The organism is Pseudomonas campi, from assembly GCF_013200955.2.
Taxonomy (GTDB): Bacteria; Pseudomonadota; Gammaproteobacteria; order Pseudomonadales; family Pseudomonadaceae; genus Aquipseudomonas; species Aquipseudomonas campi.
Window position 1 is genome coordinate 1,907,465 of sequence record NZ_CP053697.2, and the last position, 21,417, is coordinate 1,928,881.

Sequence of the window (21,417 nt, forward strand, 5' to 3'; positions counted from 1 at the left end):
GTCATGCTCATTTACAACTCGTAAACTCCGCTTCCTCGGCTGTTTTTGCCTTGTCTGGCTCTAGTCCAGAAGATCGTAAACAGGTTCTGAGCGCCATCATTACCTGTCTTATTACCTGCTTGCCTCGCCTGAGGCTAGTGGGCACGGCTATAATCGCGGCCTGCTTCCCACCGCCACTCTATCCGAGCCGACTCGCCCATGTATGACCTGGCCCGCGCGCTGCTGTTCAAACTGTCCCCGGAAACTTCCCACGAACTGTCCATCGACCTGATCGGTGCAGGCGGTCGCATAGGCCTCAATGGCCTGCTGAGCAAGGCTCCGGCGAGCCTGCCAGTGCGGGTCATGGGCCTCGATTTCGCAAATCCGGTCGGCCTGGCAGCTGGCCTGGACAAGAATGGCGATGCTATCGATGGCTTTGCCCAGCTCGGTTTTGGTTTCGTCGAGATCGGTACCGTAACGCCCCGCCCGCAGCCGGGCAACCCCAAGCCGCGTCTGTTCCGTCTGCCGCAGGCCACAGCGATCATCAATCGCATGGGCTTCAACAACCAGGGTGTCGATCATCTGCTGGCCCGGGTGCAGGCGGCGAAGTACAAGGGCGTGCTGGGTATCAATATCGGCAAGAACTTCGATACTCCGGTCGAGCGGGCGGTGGACGACTACCTGATCTGCCTGGACAAGGTCTACGCCCACGCCAGCTACGTCACCGTCAATGTCAGTTCGCCGAACACGCCTGGGCTGCGCAGCCTGCAGTTCGGCGACTCTCTCAAGCAATTGCTCGAAGCCCTGCGTCAGCGCCAGGAAGACCTGGCCGCGCAGCACGGCAAACGTGTACCGCTGGCGATCAAGATCGCCCCGGACATGACCGACGAGGAAACCGTGCAGGTCGCCCTGGCGCTGGTGGAAACCGGCATGGATGCGGTGATCGCCACCAACACCACGCTCGGCCGCGAAGGCGTCGAAGGCCTGCCATGCGGTGACGAAGCCGGTGGCCTGTCCGGCGCGCCGGTGCGCGAGAAGAGCACACACACGGTCAAGGTGCTGGCTGGTGAGCTCAAGGGCCGCCTGCCGATTATCGCCGTGGGTGGCATCACCGAAGGCGCGCACGCGGCTGAGAAGATCGCCGCCGGGGCCAGCCTGGTGCAGATCTATTCGGGCTTCATCTACAAGGGGCCGGCGCTGATTCGTGAGGCGGTGGATGCCATCGCCGCATTGCCGAGAGGGAATGCCTGACCTGTAGGAGCGAGCTCTGCTCGCGAAGTTGTTGCGCGGCCTGTTTCGCGAGCAGAGCTCGCTCCTACAGGCAATAAAAAGGGCCCCGGAGGGGCCCCTGGGCTTGCGCCCACCGTCCGGATGGGACGGCCTGGTGAAGTCGGGTGGTGATCCTAGTTCAGCCGACGGCGTGCAGTTCGTTGAGTCGGTGGATGCCAGCGGTGCCGGTCAATCCGTCCCAGTTGTCGCCGCGACCTTCGCGCCAGCCGTTGATCCAGGCTTGACGTGTGGTGGGGTGGGTGAAAGGACACATGTCGCGGGATTTGCCATGAATGCCGTGCTGATAGCCGCGCAGGAAAGCTCGTTCCATCGGATCACGCTTAAGTCTTCTCATAGGGTGTTGCCCTCACTTGTTGACTGTTATGTCCTTGAGCTCCAAGTTGGAGCCAGGCAGAAATGCTCTGCCATTGGAGTCCGCTGCCGGCGTGGCGGACTGCCTGTCGATGCCGTTGCGGCATCAACCTGAGTTGATTTCTAACGAATGCGTCGTGGCCTGTGAATGATCGTTTTGTCATAAGGGCGTAACGCATTTGGTTAAGGGGCCATAAGGTCCCAGCAGTTTTTTCGTGCTTTTTGCCCCAGCCCCCATGCTGTGGGAGTCGCGCCAGGGGACTGCGGCGTTTTGCCATTGCGAATTCGTCGTGTCTGCGAGCAGTGCTTGTTCCGACGAAGGGTCGCATAGCGACGTTCTGTCACATATTTTGGCTAGCAAGCCGCCACTTTTTACTGGAAGTCACATGTCGGACCGTTACGAACTGATCCTTACCTGCCCCAAGAGCCTGGAAAGCCTGTTGGCCGAAGAAGCCGCAGACCTGGGCCTGGAAGAGGTGCGTGAGCAGACCGCGGCTGTACGCGGTTTCGCCGGGCTGGAAACGGCTTACCGCCTGTGCCTCTGGTCGCGCCTGGCCAACCGGGTGCTGCTGGTGCTGCGGCGTTTCCCGGTAGTGGATGCCGAGTCCATGTACCAGGACGTGCTGGCCGTGGACTGGGCCGAGCATATGGAGCCTTCCGGCACCCTGGCCGTGGAGTTCAGCGGCAATGGCTCGGGCATCGACAACACCCACTTCGGCGCGCTGAAGGTCAAGGATGCGATCGTCGACAAGCTGCGTACCGCCGATGGTACGCGACCGTCGATCGACAAGATCAACCCGCACCTGCGCATTCATCTGCGCCTGGACCGTGGCGAAGCGGTGCTGTCGCTGGACCTGTCCGGGCACAGCCTGCACCAGCGCGGTTATCGCCTGCAGCAGGGCGCCGCGCCGCTCAAGGAAAACCTGGCCGCGGCGGTGCTGATCCGTTCCGGCTGGCCGCGCATTGCCGCTGCCGGCGGCGCCCTGGCCGACCCCATGTGCGGCGTCGGCACCTTTCTGGTCGAGGCGGCGATGATCGCTGCCGATCAGGCGCCCAACCTGCGCCGCGAGCAGTGGGGTTTCAGTTACTGGCTGGGCCATGTGCCGGCGCTGTGGAAGAAACTGCATGCCGAGGCCGAGGAGCGTGCGGCCATCGGTCTGCGCAAGCCGCCGCTGTGGATTCGCGGCTACGAGGCCGATCCGCGACTGATCCAGCCGGCGCGCAACAACATCGAACGGGCCGGCCTGAGCGACTGGGTCAAGGTCTACCAGGGCGAACTGGCCACCTTCGAGCCGCGCCCAGACCAGAACCAGACCGGCCTGGTGGTCAGCAACCCGCCTTATGGTGAGCGCCTGGGCGACGAGGCGAGCCTGCTCTATCTCTACCAGCACCTCGGCGAGCGTCTGCGCCAGAGCTGCCTGAACTGGGAAGCGGCGGTGTTCACCGGCGCGCCCGAGCTGGGCAAGCGCATGGGCCTGCGCAGCCACAAGCAGTACGCTTTCTGGAACGGCGCACTGCCGTGCAAGCTGCTGCTGTTCAAGATCTTGCCGGAGCAGTTCGTGACCGGTGAGCGTCGCTCCAGTCGTGCCAATGAGGCCGGCGACAGCGACGAGCAGCAGCCGCTGGTGGCCCAGGCCAACCAGGCGGCGCGCCTGTCGGAAGGCGGGCAGATGTTCGCCAACCGCCTGCAGAAAAACCTCAAGACCCTCGGCAAGTGGGCGCGCAAGGCGGATATCCAGTGCTATCGCCTGTATGACGCCGACATGCCCGAGTACGCCCTGGCCATCGACCTGTACCAGGATTGGGTGCATGTGCAGGAATATGCACCGCCGCGCTCAATCGACCCGGAAAAGGCCCAGACCCGCCTGCTCGATGCCCTGGCGGCGATTCCCGTGGCCCTCGGCGTGCCGCAGGACCGGGTGGTTATCAAGCGCCGCGAACGCCAGAGCGGCACCAAACAGTACGAGCGCCAGGCGACCCAGGGCCAGTTCATGGAGGTGAACGAAGGCGGCATCAAGCTGCTGGTCAACCTCACCGATTACCTGGATACCGGCCTGTTCCTCGACCACCGTCCGCTGCGCCTGCGCATCCAGAAGGAAGCGGCCGGCAAGCGCTTCCTCAACCTGTTCTGCTACACCGCCACGGCCAGCGTGCACGCGGCCAAGGGTGGTGCGCGCAGCACCACCAGCGTCGACCTGTCGAAAACCTACCTCGACTGGGCGCGGCGCAACCTCAGCCTGAACGGTTTCTCCGACAAGCAGAAGCTGGAGCAGGGCGACGTGATGGCCTGGCTGGCGGCCGATCGCGGTGAATACGAGCTGATCTTCATCGACCCGCCGACCTTCTCCAACTCCAAGCGCATGGAAGGGGTGTTCGACGTGCAGCGTGATCACGTGCAACTGCTCGACCTGGCCATGAACCGTTTGGCGCCGGGCGGCGTGCTGTATTTCTCCAACAACTTCCGCAAGTTCCAGCTCGATGAAGGACTGGCAGCGCGTTACTCCGTCGAGGAGATCAGTGCCAGTACGATCGACCAGGATTTCGCGCGCAACCCGAAAATTCACCGTGCCTGGAAGCTAATGGCACGCTAGTCTCAGGGTTATTGGCACCTCAAGGCTGCACTGACAGCTTATTGACAGGGACTGTCAATCTCAGATGAGCGAGCTTGCATGTTGGCATGGCGCAGTAACTCGCCCGAAGGTACCCAACCCCTGCGGGATACATCCCTGGCCTGGCTGCTGGCCGGCATCGTCTGCCTGGGCGGCCTGGCGCTGACCCTCGGCCTGAGTGCCCTGCTCAGCAATTTCTACCAGCACCAGCTGGAGCAGCGCTTCGATGCAGTCGCCAAGGATCGGGCATCGCTCGATGCAGGACGACTTTGCTGCGCGCGCGCATGAGCTCGATGGCATTCGGCGCTTCTTCGTCAATGCCGATCAGGTGACCCATAGCGAATTCAGCGGTTATGTCGGTGATCTGCCGCAGCACGCCTTCTCCTACACCTGGGTGCCTCGGGTCACTGACTCACAGCGGCAGGCGTTCGAGACCGGCGCAGTGGCGCTGGGCGTGCCTGACTTGCAGATCCGTGACCTGGTCAGCCGCGGGGTTTTAAAGGTGGCTGGGCGACGTGCCGAGTACTTCCCTATCCTGTTCATTGACTCCGTGCACTTGAAGGCTGAGCAGGTTCTGGGCCTGGATGTCGCCGCATTACCCGAACGGCTGAATACCCTCCAGCGGGCCGGCCAGGGCGGCAACATGGCGGCCTCTGGGGTTCTCCGCTTTCTTGCCACGTCTGTTGCCGAAGATGGTCTGGTTCTGGCCGCACCGGTCTATCGTGGCGCCATGCCGGAGGATCCGGCGCAGCGCTGCGTGGCTATGTACTGGCCTCCTTCAGTCTCCAGCAACTGCTGAGCGGTCATGAGAACAGCGAGGATGCCCTCAGCCTCAGCCTGGAACTGCGCGATATCAGTGGGCTGGATGGGCAAATATTGCACTATCGCTCGGCCCAGGAACCTGCACCAGAGAGCCGCTTGCTGCACACCCGTGAGCTGCAACTGGCGGATCGCCGCTACACCCTGAGTATCCGCCCGAGCGAGGTTTTCCTGCAGGCCAATACCACCCTCGGTGGCCTGGCCATCGTGCTGACTTCCGGGATGTTGCTGACCCTGCTGCTGGCTGCGTTGTTGTTCAGCCTGGCCAGCCAGCGCCAGCGCGCCCAACTGCTGGTGCGTGAGAAGACGGCAGCATTGCGTCAGCGCGAAAGCGAGCTGGCGCAAGTAAACAGCCAGTTGCGTGGTGTACTGGATTCGGCCACCCAGGTTTCCATCATCGCGACCGACCTGGACGGCATCATCCAGACCTTCAATGTCGGCGCCGAACGTATGCTCGGCTACCGCGCCGAGGACATGATCGGCCAGACTACCCCGGAGCGCATCCACCTGGCAGCAGAAGTGCAGCAGCGTTCCCGGGATATCAGCTTGAAGCTCGGGCGGCCCGTTTCCGGTTTCGAAGTGTTTGTCGCCGAAGCATCTGGCCAGCAGGGCCATGTGGAACGTGAATGGACCTATGTGCGCCAGGATGGTAGCCAGCTGGTGGTCAATCTGATCGTCACCGGAGTGCGCGATGCCGATGCACAACTGGTGGGCTATCTCGGTATTGCCATCGACATCACCGAGGCGCGACATAGCCGCGAGGCACTTGAGGCGCGTGATGAGTTGCTGGAAAAGCTGACTGCCAACGTGCCGGGAGCCATTTACCAGTACCAGCTCAACACCGATGGTACGTCCTGTTTTCCCTATGCCAGCCTGGGCCTGCGTGCGCTTTATGAGATCGAGCCGGAAAGCCTGCGGCAGAACGGCGAGGGGGTCTTCCAGCGCATTCACCCGGAGGATCTCGATGGGGTCAAGCGCAGTGTGCTGACCTCGGCGGAGCAATTGACTCCCTGGCGCGAGGAGTACCGTGTGCTGTTGCCGCGTCAGGGCTTGCGCTGGTTGCGTGGCGAGGCTTCACCTGAGCGCTTGAGTGATGGCCGCGTTCTCTGGCATGGCTACCTGACCGATGTTACCGGGCCGAAACTGGTAGAGCAGGAGCTGCGTACCCTGTCGATCACCGACACCCTGACTGGGGCCTACAACCGGCGCTATTTTCAGGAGCGCCTGGAAATGGAGATTTCCCGGGCTAAACGACAGTCCGCTCAGGGGCCTGCCGTGGTGATGCTGGACATTGATCACTTCAAGTTGATCAATGACCGTTTCGGTCATGACACCGGCGACCGGGTATTGAAGGCGGTGTGTGAACGCATCCGCCAGCGCCTGCGCAACATCGATGTGTTCTGTCGCCTGGGTGGCGAAGAGTTCATCGTGCTGGCGCCAGCTACCAGTGAGGATCAGGCGCTGATTCTGGCTGAGGCACTGTGGCAGATACTGCGCAATGAGCCAGTGGATGGAGTCGGCATCGTCACGGCCAGCTTCGGCGTAACAGCCTGGCGCATTGGCGAAAGCAGTGCGGCCCTGCTGAGTCGTGTGGATGCTGCGGTGTACAAGGCCAAGGCGGCCGGGCGCGACCGTTTGCAGGTCATGCCCTAGGCCTTTACTCAACAGGCCCTTTACTCAGCGACCATAGATATCCAGCAGCGCCTGGTCGAGCACCGCTGAAGCGCCCCAGGGGCGAGGGTCATTGAGAATCGCCACCACGGCCCAGGTGGTGCCCTTGGCGTCGCGGGTATAGCCGGCGATGGCGCGTACGTTGTTCAGGGTGCCGGTCTTGATATGAGCCAGACCTTCCATGCCGGTGCGCTTTAGGCGTTTGCGCATGGTGCCATCCATGCCGACCAGGGGCATCGAGGCAATGAACTCGGCGGCATAGGGGCTTTGCCAGGCAGCTTGCAGCATGGCGGCCATCTCCCGCGCACTGACCCGTTCGGCGCGCGACAGGCCGGAGCCATTCTCGATCACCAGGTGCGGCGCGGTAATGCCCTTGCGCGCCAGCCAGTTGCGGATGACCCGCTGGGCGGCCTTGGCATCGTCGGTATCGACGCGATCACGAAACTTCGCGCCCAGGCTGAGGAACAGCTGCTGGGCCATGGTGTTGTTGCTGTACTTGTTGATGTCGCGAATGATCTCCACCAGGTCTGGCGAATAGGCGCGGGCCAGCAGGCGGGCGCTCTTGGGCACATTGGCGACCTGGTCCTTGCCGAGGATGCTGCCACCGAGCTCCTGCCAGATGGCCCGCACGGCGCCGGCGGCGTAGGCGGGGTGATCGAGCAGGGCCAGATAGCTCTGCGCGCTGCAACCTTCGGCCAGCTTGCCACTGACGATCAGCGTGGTGCCGTCGTACTGGGTCACCGGGTTGAAGCGCACATCCGGCCAGCCGGGGCACTTGCTGGCCGGCAAGGCCTTGACCTGGTTGTCGATGCGCACGTTGGTCAACGGCGGCTCCATCATCACGCTGACCTTGCCGCCGGAGGTGCGGGTGATCAGGCGCACGGCCTTGAGGTTGACCAGCAGGGAGTCCGGCCCGACCAGGAATGGCTTGTTCTTGTCGCCACCGTCGTCGTTGAAGCTGGGCAGCTGCGGGTGAACAAAGTGGCTGCGGTCGAGGATCAGGTCACCGGTGACCTGTTGCACGCCATTGGCGCGCAGGTCGCGCATCAGCAGCCAGAGTTTTTCCATGTTCAGCTTGGGATCACCGCCACCCTTGAGGTAGAGGTTGCCGTTGAGCACGCCACCTTTCAGCGGGCCGTCGGTGTAGAACTCGGTCTGCCACTGGTGGGTGGGGCCGAGCAGTTCCAGGGCGGCGTAGGTGGTGACCAGTTTCATGGTCGAGGCCGGATTCACCGAGACATCGGCATTGTGGACGATGCTGGTGCCGGGGCCGTTGAGCGGAATGGCCACCAGCGACAGGCTGTTGTTGCCCAGCTTGTTGGCTTTCATGGCTTTTTGCACCTTGGGCGGCAGCACTGTGCTGGTGGCGGCGAAGGTGGGTAGGGCGAGTGGCAGCAGAGCGCTGACGAGAAGCAGGGAACGCAGTGATTTGATCATTTGGCAGGCCCGGAGACTGGGGCGAAAAAATGCGCAGAGCCTTTAGCCAGGCCACTGCAAGTGTGCTGAGAATGACGCGCATTATGCCCCAAGGCAGCGCACCGTGGCTTCTGCACTAAGGTGAAACTGACCGCTTGTTATGGTTTTTTCCCGCTTTGCGTCGGTTAGACAGGCGGGAATGACGCCAAGCTGCTAGAGTGCCGCCGGTTATTTCTATGAGTTTTGAGGAGTTTTACATGGCCACTAACCGTTCCCGTCGTCTGCGCAAGAAACTCTGCGTCGATGAATTCCAGGAGCTGGGCTGCGAGCTGACCCTGAGCTTCCGCGACGGCCTGTCCGACGCCGAGATGGACAGCTTCGTCGAAGCCTTCCTGCGTGATGCCGTCGAAAGCAACGGCCTGGGTTATGTCGGTGGCGATGACTACGGTTTCGTCTGCCTGGCCGAACGCGGCTCGGTCAGCGCCGAGCAGCGTGACAAGCTGGAAGCCTGGCTGAAAGGCCGTAGCGACCTGACCGGCTTCACCCTGAGCCCGCTGATGGACGTGTGGTACCCGGAAAATTCGGTCAACCCGGCCTGATTTTCCTGCTCGGCAGGGTGATCTGCCAGCCAAAAAAAGCCCGACTCAGGTCGGGCTTTTTGTTGCGCGGGATTTGCCTGAAACGCGCTGCGCAGTCGTAGCCCGGATGCAATCCGGGAAACAGGCAGCTCCGCTCCCGGATTGCATCCGGGCTACAACGCAGGAAGCCAACTCCAAGGGTTGGGGAGGGGGTGGCAGGGCCAATGCCCTCTCCCCCCAGCCCCTCTCCCACAAGTGGGAGAGGGGAGTTTCCGAGGCCGAAAACAGGTTCTCAGTGCCTGTTTACGATCTTTTGAGCTAGAGCCAGGCAAGGCGCAACGACCAGCGGGAGTAACAGCCGCAGGCTGGCCCGAAGGGTAAGCGCCAGCGAATCAATTGGGCGAGGGTGCGGAGTTTACGAGCTGTAAATGAGCAGGACTCGTTTCACTCGCCCTTCGGGCCGCGCTGAAGCGCGTTAGTCGCAAGCGACTTTCCGAGCCTAATTGACCAGCCTTTGGCTTCTACTGCATTGCAACGCAGCATGGCCGACGATCAAGAGATCGTAGACAGGTTCTCAGGCCAGACCCGCCTTGGCCAGGATCGCCGCGACATCCACCTCATCGATCTGCTCCGGGCGCAGGTAGCGCTCGGCGTAGCTCTGGTAGATACCGGCGCTGACGAACAGGCCGAACAGCTCTGGGTCGACATGGGCGCCGCGGCACATGCCGGCCATGATGGTGAGTGAGTCGGTCAGGGTCTTGCCCTTCTTGTAGGGGCGATCCACTGCGGTCAGCGCCTCGAAGATGTCGGCGATGGCCATCATCCGTGCCGGCAGGCTCATGTCCTCGCGCTTCAGGCGTTTCGGGTAGCCGGTGCCGTCCATCTTCTCGTGGTGGCCGCCGGCGATCTCGGTGACGTTGGCCAGGTGCTTGGGGAAGGGCAGGTAACTGAGCATGCGGATGGTTTGCACCATGTGCCCGTTGATGATGAAACGTTCTTCGTTGGTCAGGGTGCCGCGGGCGATCCCCAGGTTGTAGAGCTCGCCGCGGTTGTGTTTGTACTGCGGCACCTCGAGCTTGAAGCCCCAGGGGTTGTCGTCGGCGATCAGCTCGCTGGCCGGGCGTTCCAGCAGGTGTTCGGCCTTGTCGCTGAGCAGTGGCTCCTGCACCGGCAGGCTCGGCGCCGGGGTGCGCGCCTGGCGCTGGTTCTCTTCCCAGGACACACCGAGGCGATCATCCAGGGTGCGCGTCCAGGTGCGTGTGCCGATGCTACGCAAGCGTTCCAGATCGGCCTCGGCCATGGCTTCGCCGCCCAGGTTGCAGCGGGCGATAAAGGCGAATTCGTCGTCCAGCGCGGCGAGGGTGGCATCGCGCAGGCTGCTCAGCTGCGCCTCGTCAGCACCCTTGGCCAGCCCCTCCCAGTAGGCGATCCAGGCATCGCGCTTGAGCACTTCGAAGCGCATGCGTACTTCGTGGATACGGTCATAGATGGTTTCCAGCTTGGTGGCTTTGTCCACCACGTACTCGGGTACGGTGACCTTGCCGCAGTCGTGCAGCCAGGCGGCGATATGCAGGGCCTCCCACTCCTCGTCGTCAGGCTGGTAGTGGCGGAACGGCTCCGCCTCGCTCTCGGCGGCGGCGCGGGCGAGCATCAGGGTCAGTTCCGGCACGCGCTGGCAGTGGCCGCCGGTGTAGGGGCTCTTGGCGTCGATGGCGCCAGCGATCAGCTGGATAAAGGCGTCCAGCAGTTTCTTCTGCTGATCGAGCAGACGCTGGCTCTCGATGCACAGCGCCGCCACTCCGGACACCGCCTCGACGTAGGCAATGCGCTCCGGGCGCAACATGGCCAGCTCGGCCTCATCGCCGGTATCGCGGTGCAGCAGCATCAGCACGCCAACCGTTTCACCCTGGCGATTGTGCAGGCCGGTGCAGACCAGGTGCACGCGCGGGCTGTCGAGGGTGTGCAGCAGGCTGTGGAAGCCACCGGCCTGGTCGAAACCGATCGACGCGACCCGGCTGTCGCCGCCCTGGGCCGGTTGTTCCAGCCAGGCTGGTATGGATTGATCGCCCTGATCGAAACCGGGGATGCGGTGTTCCTCGACGTTGTGTTGCTCGCCGCCGAGGAACAGGCCGTGGGGCTCCAGACGGCCGCTGCTGCTGTCCCGCAGGTAGAGCAGGCCGCCGCTGGCTTCACTGAGGTCGACGGTTTCCCGCAGTACCCGGCGTAGCAGGGCGTCGAAGCGGGTTTCCGCGGAGAGGCTGGCGGTGATGTCGAGGAAGCTGGAGATGGTGTCCTTCATCTTGGCCATGGCCACGGCCAGTTGGTCCACCTCCAGCACCGGCGAGCGGCCGCTGGCCGGGTAGTCGAAATTGAAGCTGCGGATCGCTTCGGCCTCCAGCACCAGGGCGCGCAGCGGGCGCACCAGAATGCGCGACATCAGCCAGCCGAGAGGAATGCACAGCAGCAGGATGGTCAGAGTGAGCATCGCGCCCTGCCAGCGGATGCGGTAAGCCTCGGCCAGTAGCTCGTCTTCCGGCGCCAGCAGGGCCAGGCGCAGGCCGTTGGGACCACCTTCAGCGAGTTGGGTGTAGGACACCTGCCAGCGCCGCTTGGCCAGTTGCATGGCACCTTGCTTGTCCTGTTGCAGGCCACGGGCGAACAGTTCGCCGAGTGCCGGGCTGAGCTGCTCGACCTGGGCCAGGTGGGTGGTGCCATTCTTGACGATCAGCCGGTTGATATCGGGATAGGCCACCGCCGCGCCGTCCGGACGGTATAGCACCACTTCGGTGGACGGCGTGACCTTGTGCTTGGCCAGGGTCTCGGAGAGGTCGGCGAGGGTCAGGTCGGCCGCCAGTACGGTCTTGTTGCGGCTCAGGCGGGCCAGGGTGGTGCCGACCACACCGGTGGAGAAGAACACATAGGGCTCGGTGGTGATCTGTTCGCCATCGGCAACGGCGCTGTTGTACCAGGGGCGGGTGCGCGGGTCGAAGATCTCCTTGAGGTTCTGCCGGCGGCTGATCCATTGCAGGTCCGCATCGAAATACTGCGACTCGGAAACGGGGCGGGCCTCGCCGCTGCGGTCGATGGTCCAGACCTGGTAGGCGGCATTGGCCGGGGCATCGAAGCGCTGCTTGAGCGCCGCGGTGCGCAGGTGGCGCACCATGAAGAAGTCGCCATCCTCATAGCCGAGGTACAACGAGGCCAGTTTCGGGTTGTCGCGCAAAGCCTGGGCGAAGGCCGGCAGCAGGTCCATGCGCTGGTAGGCATCGCTGGCCTGATTTTGCTCGTTGAGCACCAGCAGGCTGAGCAGGTGACGAATTGGCTGGTAGGTGTACCGCAGGTCGGATTCGACCTCCTGGCGGATTTGCTCGAACAGCTGATTGCTGCTGGAGAGAATGATCTGGCTGGTCTGGCGGTAGTTGAAAATCCCCAGTACTACCCCCGTGCTGACCAAGAGCAGGGTGAATAGCACACCGATATGCACGTGAAGGGGGAAACGACGCTTTTGGCCTTGGCTGGGTGCCCGCATGTTGCCTTCACTCCGTCGACTGCATGTTGATCTGGGCAAAGCATAGTGAAGCCTTGCCCTGGCTGTCGTGGGCGCGGCTCACTCGGTACAAGTTTTCAGCTGGGTGCCGCTACCTGGCGGCGCAGCAGGTGCTGCTCCAGTCCATAGACCAAGAGTGCCACCAGTAGTGCCAGGGCCACGCCGATCAGGCTGTTGAACAGGCGCATCTGCGCCAGTTGCCAGTCGGTAGACAGGCTTTCCGCCAGCAGCACGAAGCTCAGCGTCACCTGCAGCACGAACAGGCTGTAGCTGTGAGCTTGCAGGGTGCGGCTGAGCACGATCAGCGGCAGCAGGGTGGCGACCATCAGTGGCGGGCTTTGCAGGCTATAGCCGAGGTAAATCAGCAGCGCGGCGGCGGCCAGGCTGGCCAGGCTGGACTGCAGGGCACGCACCAGGCTGCCCTTGAACTCCAGTTGCAGGGTGCCGATCAGTGCCAGGGTCAGCCAGTAGCCACGGGGCAGGTCGGCCAGGTTGACGATCAGCCCGGCCGCGCCACAGGCCAGGGTGCAGCGCAGGGCGTGCAGGCGCCAGCGCTGTTCGGGTAGGCGCTTGGCATAGCGCCTGAGCACGCGGAACAGGCTGACGAAACGCGGCATGTACGGCCACATGCGCAGGCCATGCAGGCCGCGCAGGCCGAAGGCGAGCAGGGCGACCCAGAGACCGCCGAGGATGAACAGGGCGGCGACTGCATCGGCATTCTTCAGGTTGAGGATGCCGAACTGGCCTTGGCCCAGGCACAGGCACACGGCCAACGAGATGCCCAGCTTGCCGGCTTCGCTGCCGAAGCGTTGCAACCAGGCGAGGATGAAACCGTACAGGGCGAACAGGACAAAGCTCAGTACCGGCTCGGTCGCCGACCAGAAGCCCAGCCCGGCACTGAGGGCGCCGAGCAGGGTGAGCAGCAACAGGCGGAACATGCCGAAGCGGTGCAGCGGGTTGGCTTGGGCGGCCAGGAAGGCGCCGATCGAGGCCCAAAGAAACCCCGGGTGACCGCTGAGCAGGCCCAGCAACAGCGGCAAAGCGCAGCCCAGCCCGGCAATGATGCCTGGCCCCCATTCCGGTGGCCCGGAATGCCAGGCCAGCTTGCGCTGTTGCGGTTTCTTCATGGTCTCGTCATACCGGGCTGGAACGCCCGGTCATTTCCCGGGCCATTTCCGTAGCGTAGCTGTCGGTCATGCCGGCGATGAAGTCGATCATGCGCAGGAAGGCCCGATGCAGTGGCCAGCTCGGGTCTGGCGCGTTGTGCCCGAGCAGGTCGAGGATGCGCTGGTTCTTGAACGACAGGCTGCCGCCGCCATGCTGTTCGAGGGCCGCGCCGCAGAACGCGTTGAGCAGGATTTCCAGGGTGGTGTAGGCCCCGATCTCGTGCAGGGTCTTGCGCTTGTCCTGGAAGATTTTTTCCCGCGCCAGGGCCTTGGCCTGTTGCACGCAGCGCTTGGCCGGCCCGTGCATGTGCTCGACCAGGTCGCCGGGCAGGTCACCGCGCAGCAGTGCCGGTTGCTGGGCGACGAAGGCGTGGGCGGCGGCATTGGTCAGGTGTTCGATGGCCTTGCCGCGCAGGATCGCCAGCTTGCGTCGGCGCGAGTCGCGCGGGCCGAGCAGGCGGTAGGTTTCCGGCAGGTCGTCGCCGACCAGATCGAGCAGCAGGGCTTCGACTTCCGGGTAGTCGAGCAGCTCCATTTCCAGGCCGTCTTCCAGGTCGATCAGGCCGTAGCAGATGTCGTCGGCGGCCTCCATCAGGTACACCAGCGGGTGGCGCGCCCAGCGCTGGTCCTCGATCAGGGGCAGGCCGAGCTTGCTGGCGATCTGTTCGAGCAGCGGCAGCTCGCTCTGGTAGCAGCCGAACTTGTGCTTCTTGTAGCCCAGGGCCTCGGCGTGGCGTGCGGTCCAGGGGTACTTAAGGTAGGTGCCGAGGGTCGCGTAGGTCAGCCGGGTGCCGCCGTCGAACTGGTGGTATTCCAGTTGGGTGAGCACGCGAAAGCCCTGGGCGTTGCCCTCGAAATTGAGGAAGTCACAGCGTTCGGCCTCGCTCATGGCATCCAGCCAACCGCGCCCGGCGGCCTGCTGGAACCAGTGGCGGATGGCGTCTTCGCCGGAATGGCCGAACGGCGGGTTGCCGATGTCATGGGCCAGGCAGGCAGACTGCACGACCACGCCAAGATCGACCGGGTCGCACCAGTCCGGCAGCTCGTCGCGGATCATCTCGCCGACGCGCATGCCCAGCGAACGGCCGACGCAGCTGACTTCCAGTGAGTGGGTCAGGCGGGTGTGGATATGGTCATTGCTGGAGACCGGATGCACCTGGGTCTTGCGTCCCAGGCGGCGAAAGGCGCCGGAGAAGATGATGCGGTCGTGGTCTTTGTGAAACGGGCTGCGGCCCAGCTCGTCCGGGCTGTGTACCGGTTTGCCGAGCCGTTCGCGGGTGAGCAGTGTTTGCCAGTCCAAGGGCTGTCCTCGCCGGTGGGGTGAGGGCTAGCTTCGTTGTTCAGCGAGGCGGCTGCAAGTAGCGGGCCTGTACCAGAGCGTTTTTCCCGCTGCTGCCGGGTGGGCGACGGGTGGTATTGAAGCGAGCGTTTGAAGATTGCGGGCAGAATGCTATGGTCAGAAAGCTACCTATAAAACCAATAACAAGAGATATCAGTCGTGACCCCAGGCACTGCCTTGCCCGTGGATTCGCACCAGCAATTGCGCATCCGTCGCTTGCTGATGAGCGTCGCCATGTATGTCCTGAGTGCCGTGCCACAAGGCGTTTCTCTCTATAACGGCATTTCTCCGGCCTGGGTCATGTACACCTGGGCCGCTTACGCCGTGGTGTTCAACCTGGGCTTTTACCTGGCAATCCGCAGCAATTTCAGCCTGCGCTTCAGGGATCCCAGCATGACCATGGCGCAGATGGTCGCGGCGATCATCCTGGTGCTGTTCACCCAGCTCTATGCCGGCGAAGCGCGCGGTGCCTATCTGGTAGTGCTGGTGATCATCATGGTGTTCGGTTGCTTCAAGCTGCATACCCGTCAACTGCTAATCCTCAGCCTGCTGACTATCCTCGCCTATGCCCTGACTATGCCCTTGGTTCGCGAGATTGAAGGAGAGCGCTTCAATCTAGCGGTGGAAGTCATCCTCTGGTGCAGCTTCTCCGCCTTCCTGCCGTTCATCTCCATTCTCGGTGGCAGTATCAGTGACCTGCGCAAGAAGCTGATGGCCAGCAATGCCCAGCTGCAGGAAGTGCTGCAGCAGGTTACCGAGCTGGCTACCCATGACGAGCTGACCGGCGTGTACAACCGCCGTTACCTGCTGGAAATGCTCGGTCACGAGAAAAACCGCACCGACCGTGGCGGCGGTGGCTTCTGCGTGTGCCTGTTCGACCTCGACCACTTCAAGCGGGTCAACGACAACTATGGCCATGCGGCTGGCGATACGGTGCTGAAAACCTTTGCCGCGACCATCGAGCCCTTGCTGCGCAGTACCGACTTCCTGGCTCGCTATGGCGGCGAGGAGTTCCTGCTGTTCCTGCCGCAGACCTCGCTGGAGATGGCCCAGCACTGCATCAAGCGTATCCAGGAGGCGTTGGCTGGCACCCGCTTCGAGGGCCTGCCGCCAGACTTCCGGGTTACCGCGTCGATCGGTGTGGCGCAGTACTACCTGCAGGAAGGTATTCCCGGTCTGATCGAGCGCTCTGACAAGGCGCTGTACCGGGCCAAGCAGAATGGCCGCAATCGCATGGAACTGGCGCCTTTCACCCGGCCGATTCTGATCTAGCAGCTCGCCTGACGCAGCTCAGAGACCGGCCGCGTCGATATCCAGCAATAGCAGGCGGCGGCCGTTGTCGATGAACTGCCCGGCTGTCAGGCAGTACTGGTTGGTGGTGGCATCCCGGTAGGTGCTCGATAGCGTCAGGCGACGCTCTTCCCAGCCTTCGGCCAGCAACTGATAGAAGTAGGGGCGCCATGACCAGTTGTGGCCCAGGTAGCGTGGGTCTTCCAGCCAGGTATTGCCGTTCCACTGCAGGTTCGGGGTGATCTGCGTGCCGTGGCGGTCGCACTGGTACAGGCGCAGCAGCCAGGGGTAGCCGGCAGGGTTCGGCAGCGCGGTGCTCGGTGCGTTGCCTTCGGCCCAGTCCTTGACCAGGTTCATCAGCTCGGTCAGCTGCTGGCGCAGGGTCATCAGGCGTGCCCGTTCGGCCAGCTTGTGCTGTACATACTGGTCGCGCAGGGTAGCGAAGCGGGCGACAAAGGCATCGGCCGCGGGGAACTGCAGTTCGGGCTTGGCGAACAGGTAACCCTGCACATAGCGCGCCCCGCACTCCAGGGCAAAATCCAGTTCGGCTTCGGTTTCCACACCTTCGGCGATGATCCAGCAGCCGGTCTTCTCGGCCATCTGTGCCAGCGCCTTGACCACTTCACCGCTGGGACCGCCGCGAGCCGCTGCCTGGAACAGGCGCATGTCCAGCTTGAGGATGTCCGGCTGCAGCGCCAGTACCCGGTCGAGCTGTGAATAGCCGGCACCGAAATCGTCGATGGCTATCCGTGCGCCGGCTTCGCGGTAGCGGGCCACGACGTCTTGCAGCTTCTGGTTACCGCCGCCCAGTTCGGTGATTTCAAAGACCACGCGCTCCGGCGCCACGCCATGCCTTTCCAGCTGTTTGAGGCTGGGCAGTGACTGGTTGGGGCGCAGCCGGCTGATCCAGCGCGGCGAGATATTGATGCTGAGAAACCAGTCCTCGGGGACTTCGGGCAGGCGTGAAAGGGCGTCATCACGAATCTGTCGATCGAGGCGCCGCAACACACTGGGAGACATTTTGGGGTCGACGAACAATGGACCGACCGAGAGCAGGCGCCCGTCTGCTTGGCGCAGGCGCCCCAGCGCCTCGACACCGGCGATGCGCCCCGTGGCGGTATCAATGAACGGCTGAAAAGAGGCGAGCGGTTGCCCGTCGATCACGGTGTATTCCTTGGTAGGTGGCGCAGGGCGCGGGTGGCGGGCGGTATGAGGACGTGCAGCTAAAGCAAGATTGTGGCCAGTTGTTCAGATGGACAACTTTTTTAGCGCTTGTCGTGGGTGCCGATCGGTCTGGCTCGGCACTTGTGAGGCCTCCTCTGTAGTCGTCGGTGCGGCTTAGTGGATCAGGGGGTGATGGCGCACTGCGCTGGTGCCAGTAACGCCGGCGGGTGGCCGTTGCGGGATGACTGGCGAGTCTTGGATGGCGCGGCTGGTATAGCTATTGCATTTGCTTGGTGCGAAAAGCTGTTGCGGTGCTCTTTTAGCGTGCGTTTCCTGCCAAGGATGGAGCGTTCGGCTTGCACCTCAACTCAATGATAAATATAGAAAAACGCTAAAAAACTGTTTGTTCTGCCAATACACGCTGCGCCATTTGAGGTCTCGTAAGGGGCCTTATCTGGTGCAATGTGGCATCAGGATGGTGCGATTGTTGGTGGTGATGAACTGCTTTGGTGCTTTTCCAGAACGCTGGAGTTTTCGTTGCGATGGAAAACCTCAACAGTGCCGTGGAAACCCTGATCCACGGCTCCAACACCCTGTTCATCCTGCTGGGCGCGATCATGGTGCTGGCCATGCATGCGGGCTTCGCTTTCCTTGAAGTGGGCACGGTGCGCCACAAGAACCAGGTCAACGCGCTGTCGAAGATCATTTCCGACTTCGCCGTCTCGGCTCTGGCGTACTTCTTCGTCGGCTACTGGGTGGCCTATGGCGTCACCTTCCTCGAACCGGCTTCGGTGCTGACCGCCGGCAGCGGCTACGGACTGGTCAAGTTCTTCTTCCTGCTGACCTTTGCTGCAGCGATTCCGGCGATCATCTCCGGGGGGATCGCCGAGCGCGCCAAGTTCGGCCCGCAGATCTGCGCCACGGTGCTGATCGTGGCCTTCGTCTATCCCTTCTATGAGGGGCTGATCTGGAACGGCAATTTCGGTTTCCAGGCCTGGCTGACCGAGCAGTTCGGCGCGGCTTTCCATGATTTTGCCGGTTCGGTGGTGGTGCATGCGGTCGGCGGCTGGCTGGCCTTCGGCGCGGTGATCCTGCTCGGGCGGCGTGATGGCCGCTATCGCGAGGGTCGCCTGGTGGCGTTCGCGCCGTCGAACATCCCATTCCTGGCGCTGGGCTCGTGGATCCTGATCATCGGCTGGTTCGGCTTCAACGTGATGAGCGCACAGACCCTGGGCAGCATCAGCGGCCTGGTCGCGGTCAACTCGCTGATGGCGATGGTCGGCGGTACCGTGGCGGCCCTGCTGATCGGTCGCAATGACCCGGGCTTCCTGCACAACGGCCCGCTGGCTGGCCTGGTGGCGGTCTGCGCGGGTTCGGACCTGATGCATCCGGTCGGCGCATTGGCCACTGGCGCGATTGCCGGTGCGCTGTTCGTCTGGGCGTTCACCGCGACCCAGGTGAAGTGGAAAATCGACGACGTGCTCGGGGTTTGGCCGCTGCATGGCCTGTGCGGCGTATGGGGTGGGATTGCCTGCGGCATCTTCGGCCAGCAGGCGCTGGGCGGCCTGGGAGGCGTCAGCATGATCAGCCAACTGCTGGGTACGGCACTGGGTGTGCTGGTGGCGCTGGCGGGTGGTTTCCTGATCTACGGGGTCTTGCGCCTGGTAGTGGGCATTCGCCTGAGCCAGGAACAGGAGTTTTACGGTGCCGATCTGTCGATCCACAAGATTGGCGCTACGACCCAGGACTGAGTCCACCTGTAATTAAAGAAGCCCGCCAATTGGCGGGCTTTTTCATGGGGTTGCTCGCTCGGATACAAACCGGGGCGGAGTGGCCGGATTCCCGGATTGCATCCGGGCTAAGGGGTTCTACCAGAGCGGCAACACATAGCTGAGGATCAGGCGATTCTCGTCCAGATCGTTGCCGAAGTTGGAGCGGGTCGTGGCGTTGCGCCATTTGATGCCGACGTTCTTCAGCGGCCCGTCCTGGATCACGTAGGCGATGTCGGTGTTGCGCTCCCATTCCTTGCCCTCGGCGAGGCCGGCACCGCGGTCGACGTTGTCGCCGTTGAGGTAGCGCGTCATGAAGGTCAGTCCGGGGATGCCGAGGCCGGCAAAGTTGTAGTCGTAGCGGGCTTGCCAGGACTTTTCGTCCTTGAAGGCGAAGTCGCCGATCTGCACATAGTTGACCAGGAACGGATCGGTACCGCCGATGTAGGCGTAGCCGGTGTCGCCGCTCATTTTCTGGTAGCCCAGGCCAAAGCTGTGGAAGCCCAAGGCGTAGGTGAACATCGCGCCGAAGGCTTGGTTGTCGACGTTGCTGCTGCCGTCGTCAGTGGAGCGGGCGAAGCGCAGGTCAGTCTTCAGGCTCTGTTTGTCAGCCAGTGGCAGCAGGTGGGTGGCGTTGACGATGTGCTGCTGGTAGAGGTTGTCCAGAGCACCGTAGTTGTAGGCGGTGGTCAGCTGGTCGTTCCACTTGTAGCTCAGGCCGGCAAAGTTGAACTCGTCGCTGGTGACCCCGCTGATGCCGGTGAAGCCGCGAGCGGTGCCGCTGGTCAGGGTCATCACTTCATGGTCGGAGGAATCGCGTTGGTTGACCCGGCTCAGCTGGCCGCCGTCGAAGGTCAGGCCATCGATCTCCATGGAATTCAGCCAGCCACCTTGGAAGCTTTGCGGCAGCAGGCGCGAGTCGTTGGCTTGCACGGTTGGCAGCTTGGGCATCAGGGTGCCGGCCTTGAGCGTGCTCTTCGAGACGCGGATCTTCGCTGTCGCACCCAGGTCGCCGTAGCTGTCCTGGGCCTGGCCGGTATCGCGATCCAGTTGCAGCAGCCCGGTGCCGCTGGTGCCCTGGCCAGAGTCGAGTTGCAGGCCCAGTGTGCCGATGGCGTCGACACCAAAGCCGACAGTGCCTTCGGTGAAACCGGACTCGTAGCGCAGGAGGAAGCCCTGTGCCCATTCCTCGGCCTTGGAGTGGCCGTTGCTGGCATTGCCGCCTTCCTGGCGGAAGTCGCGATTCATGTAGAAATTGCGCAGTTCCAGGCTGGCCTTGCTGTCGTCGATGAAGGCGGCTTGGGCCAGGCCTGGCAGGGTGAGGCTGGTGCCTAGGGTGGCGAGGGCCACGGCGCGGGCGAGTGGGGACGTGCTCATTGTTATTGTTTCCTCGGCTGGTGGTGGCAGGGCGGATAACCGTCCTGTTGCAGCGAGGCGACTAAAACATTTCGTAACCTTGGCGACCTTTAGACCTTGGTCGAGTCACTCCACCCACTGCGGGTAGTAACCGAGTTTGCGCTGCACGGCTTCATCGTGAGCGGGGATCACCTGCAGGTTGGGTTCGCGCTGCAACAGCTGGTGGACTTTTTCCAGTTGCGCGCGGGTGCCCTCGCGATCGTTATCCACCATGCGGCGGCTGATCCAGAATTTCTCCTTGGGCCCGGTGAAGCCTTCCAGGCGCCAGCTGGCATCGCCGGTGAAAAAGAAGCGGCGGCCGTCGTCCAGGGTGAGGAACAGGCCGACCGAGCCGGGGGTATGGCCGGTCAGCGGAACCAGCACCAGGCTGCCGTCACCGAACAGGTCGTGGCTCTGCTCGAAGCCCATGAACGGATGGGCAGCGAAGGTGAACGGTACCCACTTGATCGGGTGTTTGAACTGGCTGGGCAATACGGCCGGCGGGGTGGAAATCTGACTGAACTCGATCTCTTCATAGGGTGCCCAGACCGGCACTTCCGGGAAGTCGGCCAGGCCGGAGGCATGGTCCCAGTGGGTGTGGGTGAGCAGGATGCGGTCGATGCGGATGCCGTCGCGCTCGATCTGATCGCGCACGGGGGTGACCGTGCCGTACTGCAGCAAGGGCTTGTCCCACCAGGGCATTTCCGCGTCGAACTGCTGGTCGACCTGGCGGCCGAGCGAGGTATCGAGCAGCAGGGTGGCGGCGTGATGTTCGATCAGCACGGCAACATGGTTGGCGATCACCTTCTCGCCCCAGGCACCGTCTTCGATGGTGAAGGCGTCGCGGGTTTCGGTCTCGGCGGTCTTGACCAGGGCAAAGCGCAGGCCGGCGGCATGCGTAGGAAGGCTGATGAGGCTGAGACTGCTGAGCAGGAGAATGGCCAGGGCACGCATGTTGGATTCCTTGTGCGGGGCGATTTGCAGGGGCAGCGGGTGAGCGCTTGTGCTGGATAATAGATAGACAGGTCTGTATA

At 63.0% G+C, this 21,417-nt stretch carries 16 protein-coding genes; 8 read left to right on the top strand and 8 right to left on the bottom strand.

Annotated features, from left to right (window positions below; all coding sequences use genetic code 11):
• The first annotated feature begins 198 nt into the window (after positions 1–198).
• Entirely contained in the window at positions 199–1,230 is a 1,032-nt protein-coding gene (locus HNE05_RS08830; protein ID WP_173205777.1) for a quinone-dependent dihydroorotate dehydrogenase, read from the top strand.
• Between the two features lie 157 nt (positions 1,231–1,387).
• Here HNE05_RS08830 and rmf read toward each other — a convergent pair whose 3' ends face one another.
• On the bottom strand, positions 1,388–1,603 hold the full coding sequence (gene rmf / locus HNE05_RS08835) for a ribosome modulation factor (protein ID WP_160489598.1): 216 nt from the start codon (positions 1,601–1,603) through the stop codon (positions 1,388–1,390).
• Positions 1,604–2,006: 403 nt separating this feature from the next.
• Between rmf and rlmKL the strand changes: the two genes are divergently transcribed.
• The 4 genes from rlmKL (at position 2,007) to HNE05_RS20460 (ending at position 6,701) form a co-directional block, all read left to right on the top strand.
• The gene (gene rlmKL, locus HNE05_RS08840; RefSeq protein ID WP_173205779.1) at positions 2,007–4,211 is read left to right on the top strand and encodes a bifunctional 23S rRNA (guanine(2069)-N(7))-methyltransferase RlmK/23S rRNA (guanine(2445)-N(2))-methyltransferase RlmL; all 2,205 of its coding nucleotides are present in this window, start codon (positions 2,007–2,009) and stop codon (positions 4,209–4,211) included.
• Positions 4,212–4,289: 78 nt separating this feature from the next.
• Positions 4,290–4,517 (top strand): hypothetical protein, encoded by a 228-nt coding sequence (locus HNE05_RS20450; RefSeq protein ID WP_240008835.1) that lies wholly within the window; start codon positions 4,290–4,292, stop codon positions 4,515–4,517.
• Positions 4,486–5,028, top strand: a complete 543-nt coding sequence (locus HNE05_RS20455) for a CHASE domain-containing protein (protein WP_240008836.1) — start codon at positions 4,486–4,488, stop codon at positions 5,026–5,028. Before HNE05_RS20450 ends, HNE05_RS20455 begins: the two co-directional genes overlap by 32 nt.
• A 119-nt stretch (positions 5,029–5,147) precedes the next feature.
• Positions 5,148–6,701, top strand: coding sequence for a sensor domain-containing diguanylate cyclase (locus tag HNE05_RS20460; protein WP_240008837.1), 1,554 nt, complete (start codon positions 5,148–5,150; stop codon positions 6,699–6,701).
• Positions 6,702–6,725: 24 nt separating this feature from the next.
• Here the strand turns inward: HNE05_RS20460 and dacB are convergent, their stop codons facing one another.
• Positions 6,726–8,156 carry a D-alanyl-D-alanine carboxypeptidase/D-alanyl-D-alanine endopeptidase gene (dacB, locus tag HNE05_RS08850; RefSeq protein WP_173205781.1) on the bottom strand — a complete coding sequence of 477 codons (1,431 nt, stop codon included), beginning with the start codon at positions 8,154–8,156 and terminating at the stop codon, positions 6,726–6,728.
• A 236-nt stretch (positions 8,157–8,392) separates the two neighbouring features.
• Here dacB and HNE05_RS08855 point away from each other — a divergent pair, with 236 nt between their 5' ends.
• Positions 8,393–8,734, top strand: a complete 342-nt coding sequence (locus tag HNE05_RS08855; protein ID WP_173205783.1) for a YggL 50S ribosome-binding family protein — start codon at positions 8,393–8,395, stop codon at positions 8,732–8,734.
• A 553-nt stretch (positions 8,735–9,287) separates the two neighbouring features.
• Here the strand turns inward: HNE05_RS08855 and HNE05_RS08860 are convergent.
• From HNE05_RS08860 to HNE05_RS08870, 3 genes are all read right to left on the bottom strand, one after another.
• Entirely contained in the window at positions 9,288–12,242 is a 2,955-nt protein-coding gene (locus tag HNE05_RS08860) for an HD domain-containing phosphohydrolase (RefSeq protein WP_173205785.1), read from the bottom strand.
• A gap of 95 nt (positions 12,243–12,337) precedes the next feature.
• Positions 12,338–13,387, bottom strand: coding sequence for an FUSC family protein (locus HNE05_RS08865; RefSeq protein ID WP_173205787.1), 1,050 nt, complete (start codon positions 13,385–13,387; stop codon positions 12,338–12,340).
• Between the two features lie 7 nt (positions 13,388–13,394).
• Positions 13,395–14,726, bottom strand: a complete 1,332-nt coding sequence (locus HNE05_RS08870; RefSeq protein WP_173205790.1) for a deoxyguanosinetriphosphate triphosphohydrolase — start codon at positions 14,724–14,726, stop codon at positions 13,395–13,397.
• Between the two features lie 198 nt (positions 14,727–14,924).
• On the opposite strand from HNE05_RS08870, the gene HNE05_RS08875 reads away from it, so the two are divergent.
• Positions 14,925–16,037: a GGDEF domain-containing protein gene (locus tag HNE05_RS08875; RefSeq protein ID WP_173205793.1), complete on the top strand. Its 1,113-nt coding sequence runs from the start codon at positions 14,925–14,927 to the stop codon at positions 16,035–16,037.
• Positions 16,038–16,055: 18 nt separating this feature from the next.
• Here the strand turns inward: HNE05_RS08875 and HNE05_RS08880 are convergent, their stop codons facing one another.
• Complete coding sequence (locus HNE05_RS08880; RefSeq protein ID WP_173205797.1) at positions 16,056–17,219, bottom strand: EAL domain-containing protein; 1,164 nt, start codon at positions 17,217–17,219, stop codon at positions 16,056–16,058.
• Between the two features lie 542 nt (positions 17,220–17,761).
• Here HNE05_RS08880 and HNE05_RS08885 point away from each other — a divergent pair.
• Positions 17,762–18,970, top strand: coding sequence for an ammonium transporter (locus HNE05_RS08885; RefSeq protein WP_173205800.1), 1,209 nt, complete (start codon positions 17,762–17,764; stop codon positions 18,968–18,970).
• Positions 18,971–19,087: 117 nt separating this feature from the next.
• Here HNE05_RS08885 and HNE05_RS08890 read toward each other — a convergent pair whose 3' ends face one another.
• Together HNE05_RS08890 and HNE05_RS08895 are read right to left on the bottom strand one after the other, a co-directional pair.
• Positions 19,088–20,365 (bottom strand): OprD family porin, encoded by a 1,278-nt coding sequence (locus HNE05_RS08890; RefSeq protein ID WP_173205803.1) that lies wholly within the window; start codon positions 20,363–20,365, stop codon positions 19,088–19,090.
• Positions 20,366–20,470: 105 nt separating this feature from the next.
• A complete protein-coding gene (locus HNE05_RS08895; RefSeq protein WP_173205806.1) occupies positions 20,471–21,337 on the bottom strand; it encodes an MBL fold metallo-hydrolase in 867 nt (288 codons plus the stop codon).
• Between the last annotated feature and the right edge of the window lie 80 nt (positions 21,338–21,417).

What these genes read in the sequence shown, in the direction of transcription:
- HNE05_RS08830 (WP_173205777.1), top strand. Translation starts at nt 199, where the DNA reads ATGTATGACCTGGCCCGCGCGCTGCTGTTCAAACTGTCCCCGGAAACT.
- rmf (WP_160489598.1), bottom strand. Translation starts at nt 1,603, where the DNA reads ATGAGAAGACTTAAGCGTGATCCGATGGAACGAGCTTTCCTGCGCGGC.
- rlmKL (WP_173205779.1), top strand. Translation starts at nt 2,007, where the DNA reads ATGTCGGACCGTTACGAACTGATCCTTACCTGCCCCAAGAGCCTGGAA.
- HNE05_RS20450 (WP_240008835.1), top strand. Translation starts at nt 4,290, where the DNA reads ATGTTGGCATGGCGCAGTAACTCGCCCGAAGGTACCCAACCCCTGCGG.
- HNE05_RS20455 (WP_240008836.1), top strand. Translation starts at nt 4,486, where the DNA reads ATGCAGGACGACTTTGCTGCGCGCGCGCATGAGCTCGATGGCATTCGG.
- dacB (WP_173205781.1), bottom strand. Translation starts at nt 8,156, where the DNA reads ATGATCAAATCACTGCGTTCCCTGCTTCTCGTCAGCGCTCTGCTGCCA.
- HNE05_RS08855 (WP_173205783.1), top strand. Translation starts at nt 8,393, where the DNA reads ATGGCCACTAACCGTTCCCGTCGTCTGCGCAAGAAACTCTGCGTCGAT.
- HNE05_RS08860 (WP_173205785.1), bottom strand. Translation starts at nt 12,242, where the DNA reads ATGCGGGCACCCAGCCAAGGCCAAAAGCGTCGTTTCCCCCTTCACGTG.
- HNE05_RS08865 (WP_173205787.1), bottom strand. Translation starts at nt 13,387, where the DNA reads ATGAAGAAACCGCAACAGCGCAAGCTGGCCTGGCATTCCGGGCCACCG.
- HNE05_RS08885 (WP_173205800.1), top strand. Translation starts at nt 17,762, where the DNA reads ATGGAAAACCTCAACAGTGCCGTGGAAACCCTGATCCACGGCTCCAAC.
- HNE05_RS08890 (WP_173205803.1), bottom strand. Translation starts at nt 20,365, where the DNA reads ATGAGCACGTCCCCACTCGCCCGCGCCGTGGCCCTCGCCACCCTAGGC.
- HNE05_RS08895 (WP_173205806.1), bottom strand. Translation starts at nt 21,337, where the DNA reads ATGCGTGCCCTGGCCATTCTCCTGCTCAGCAGTCTCAGCCTCATCAGC.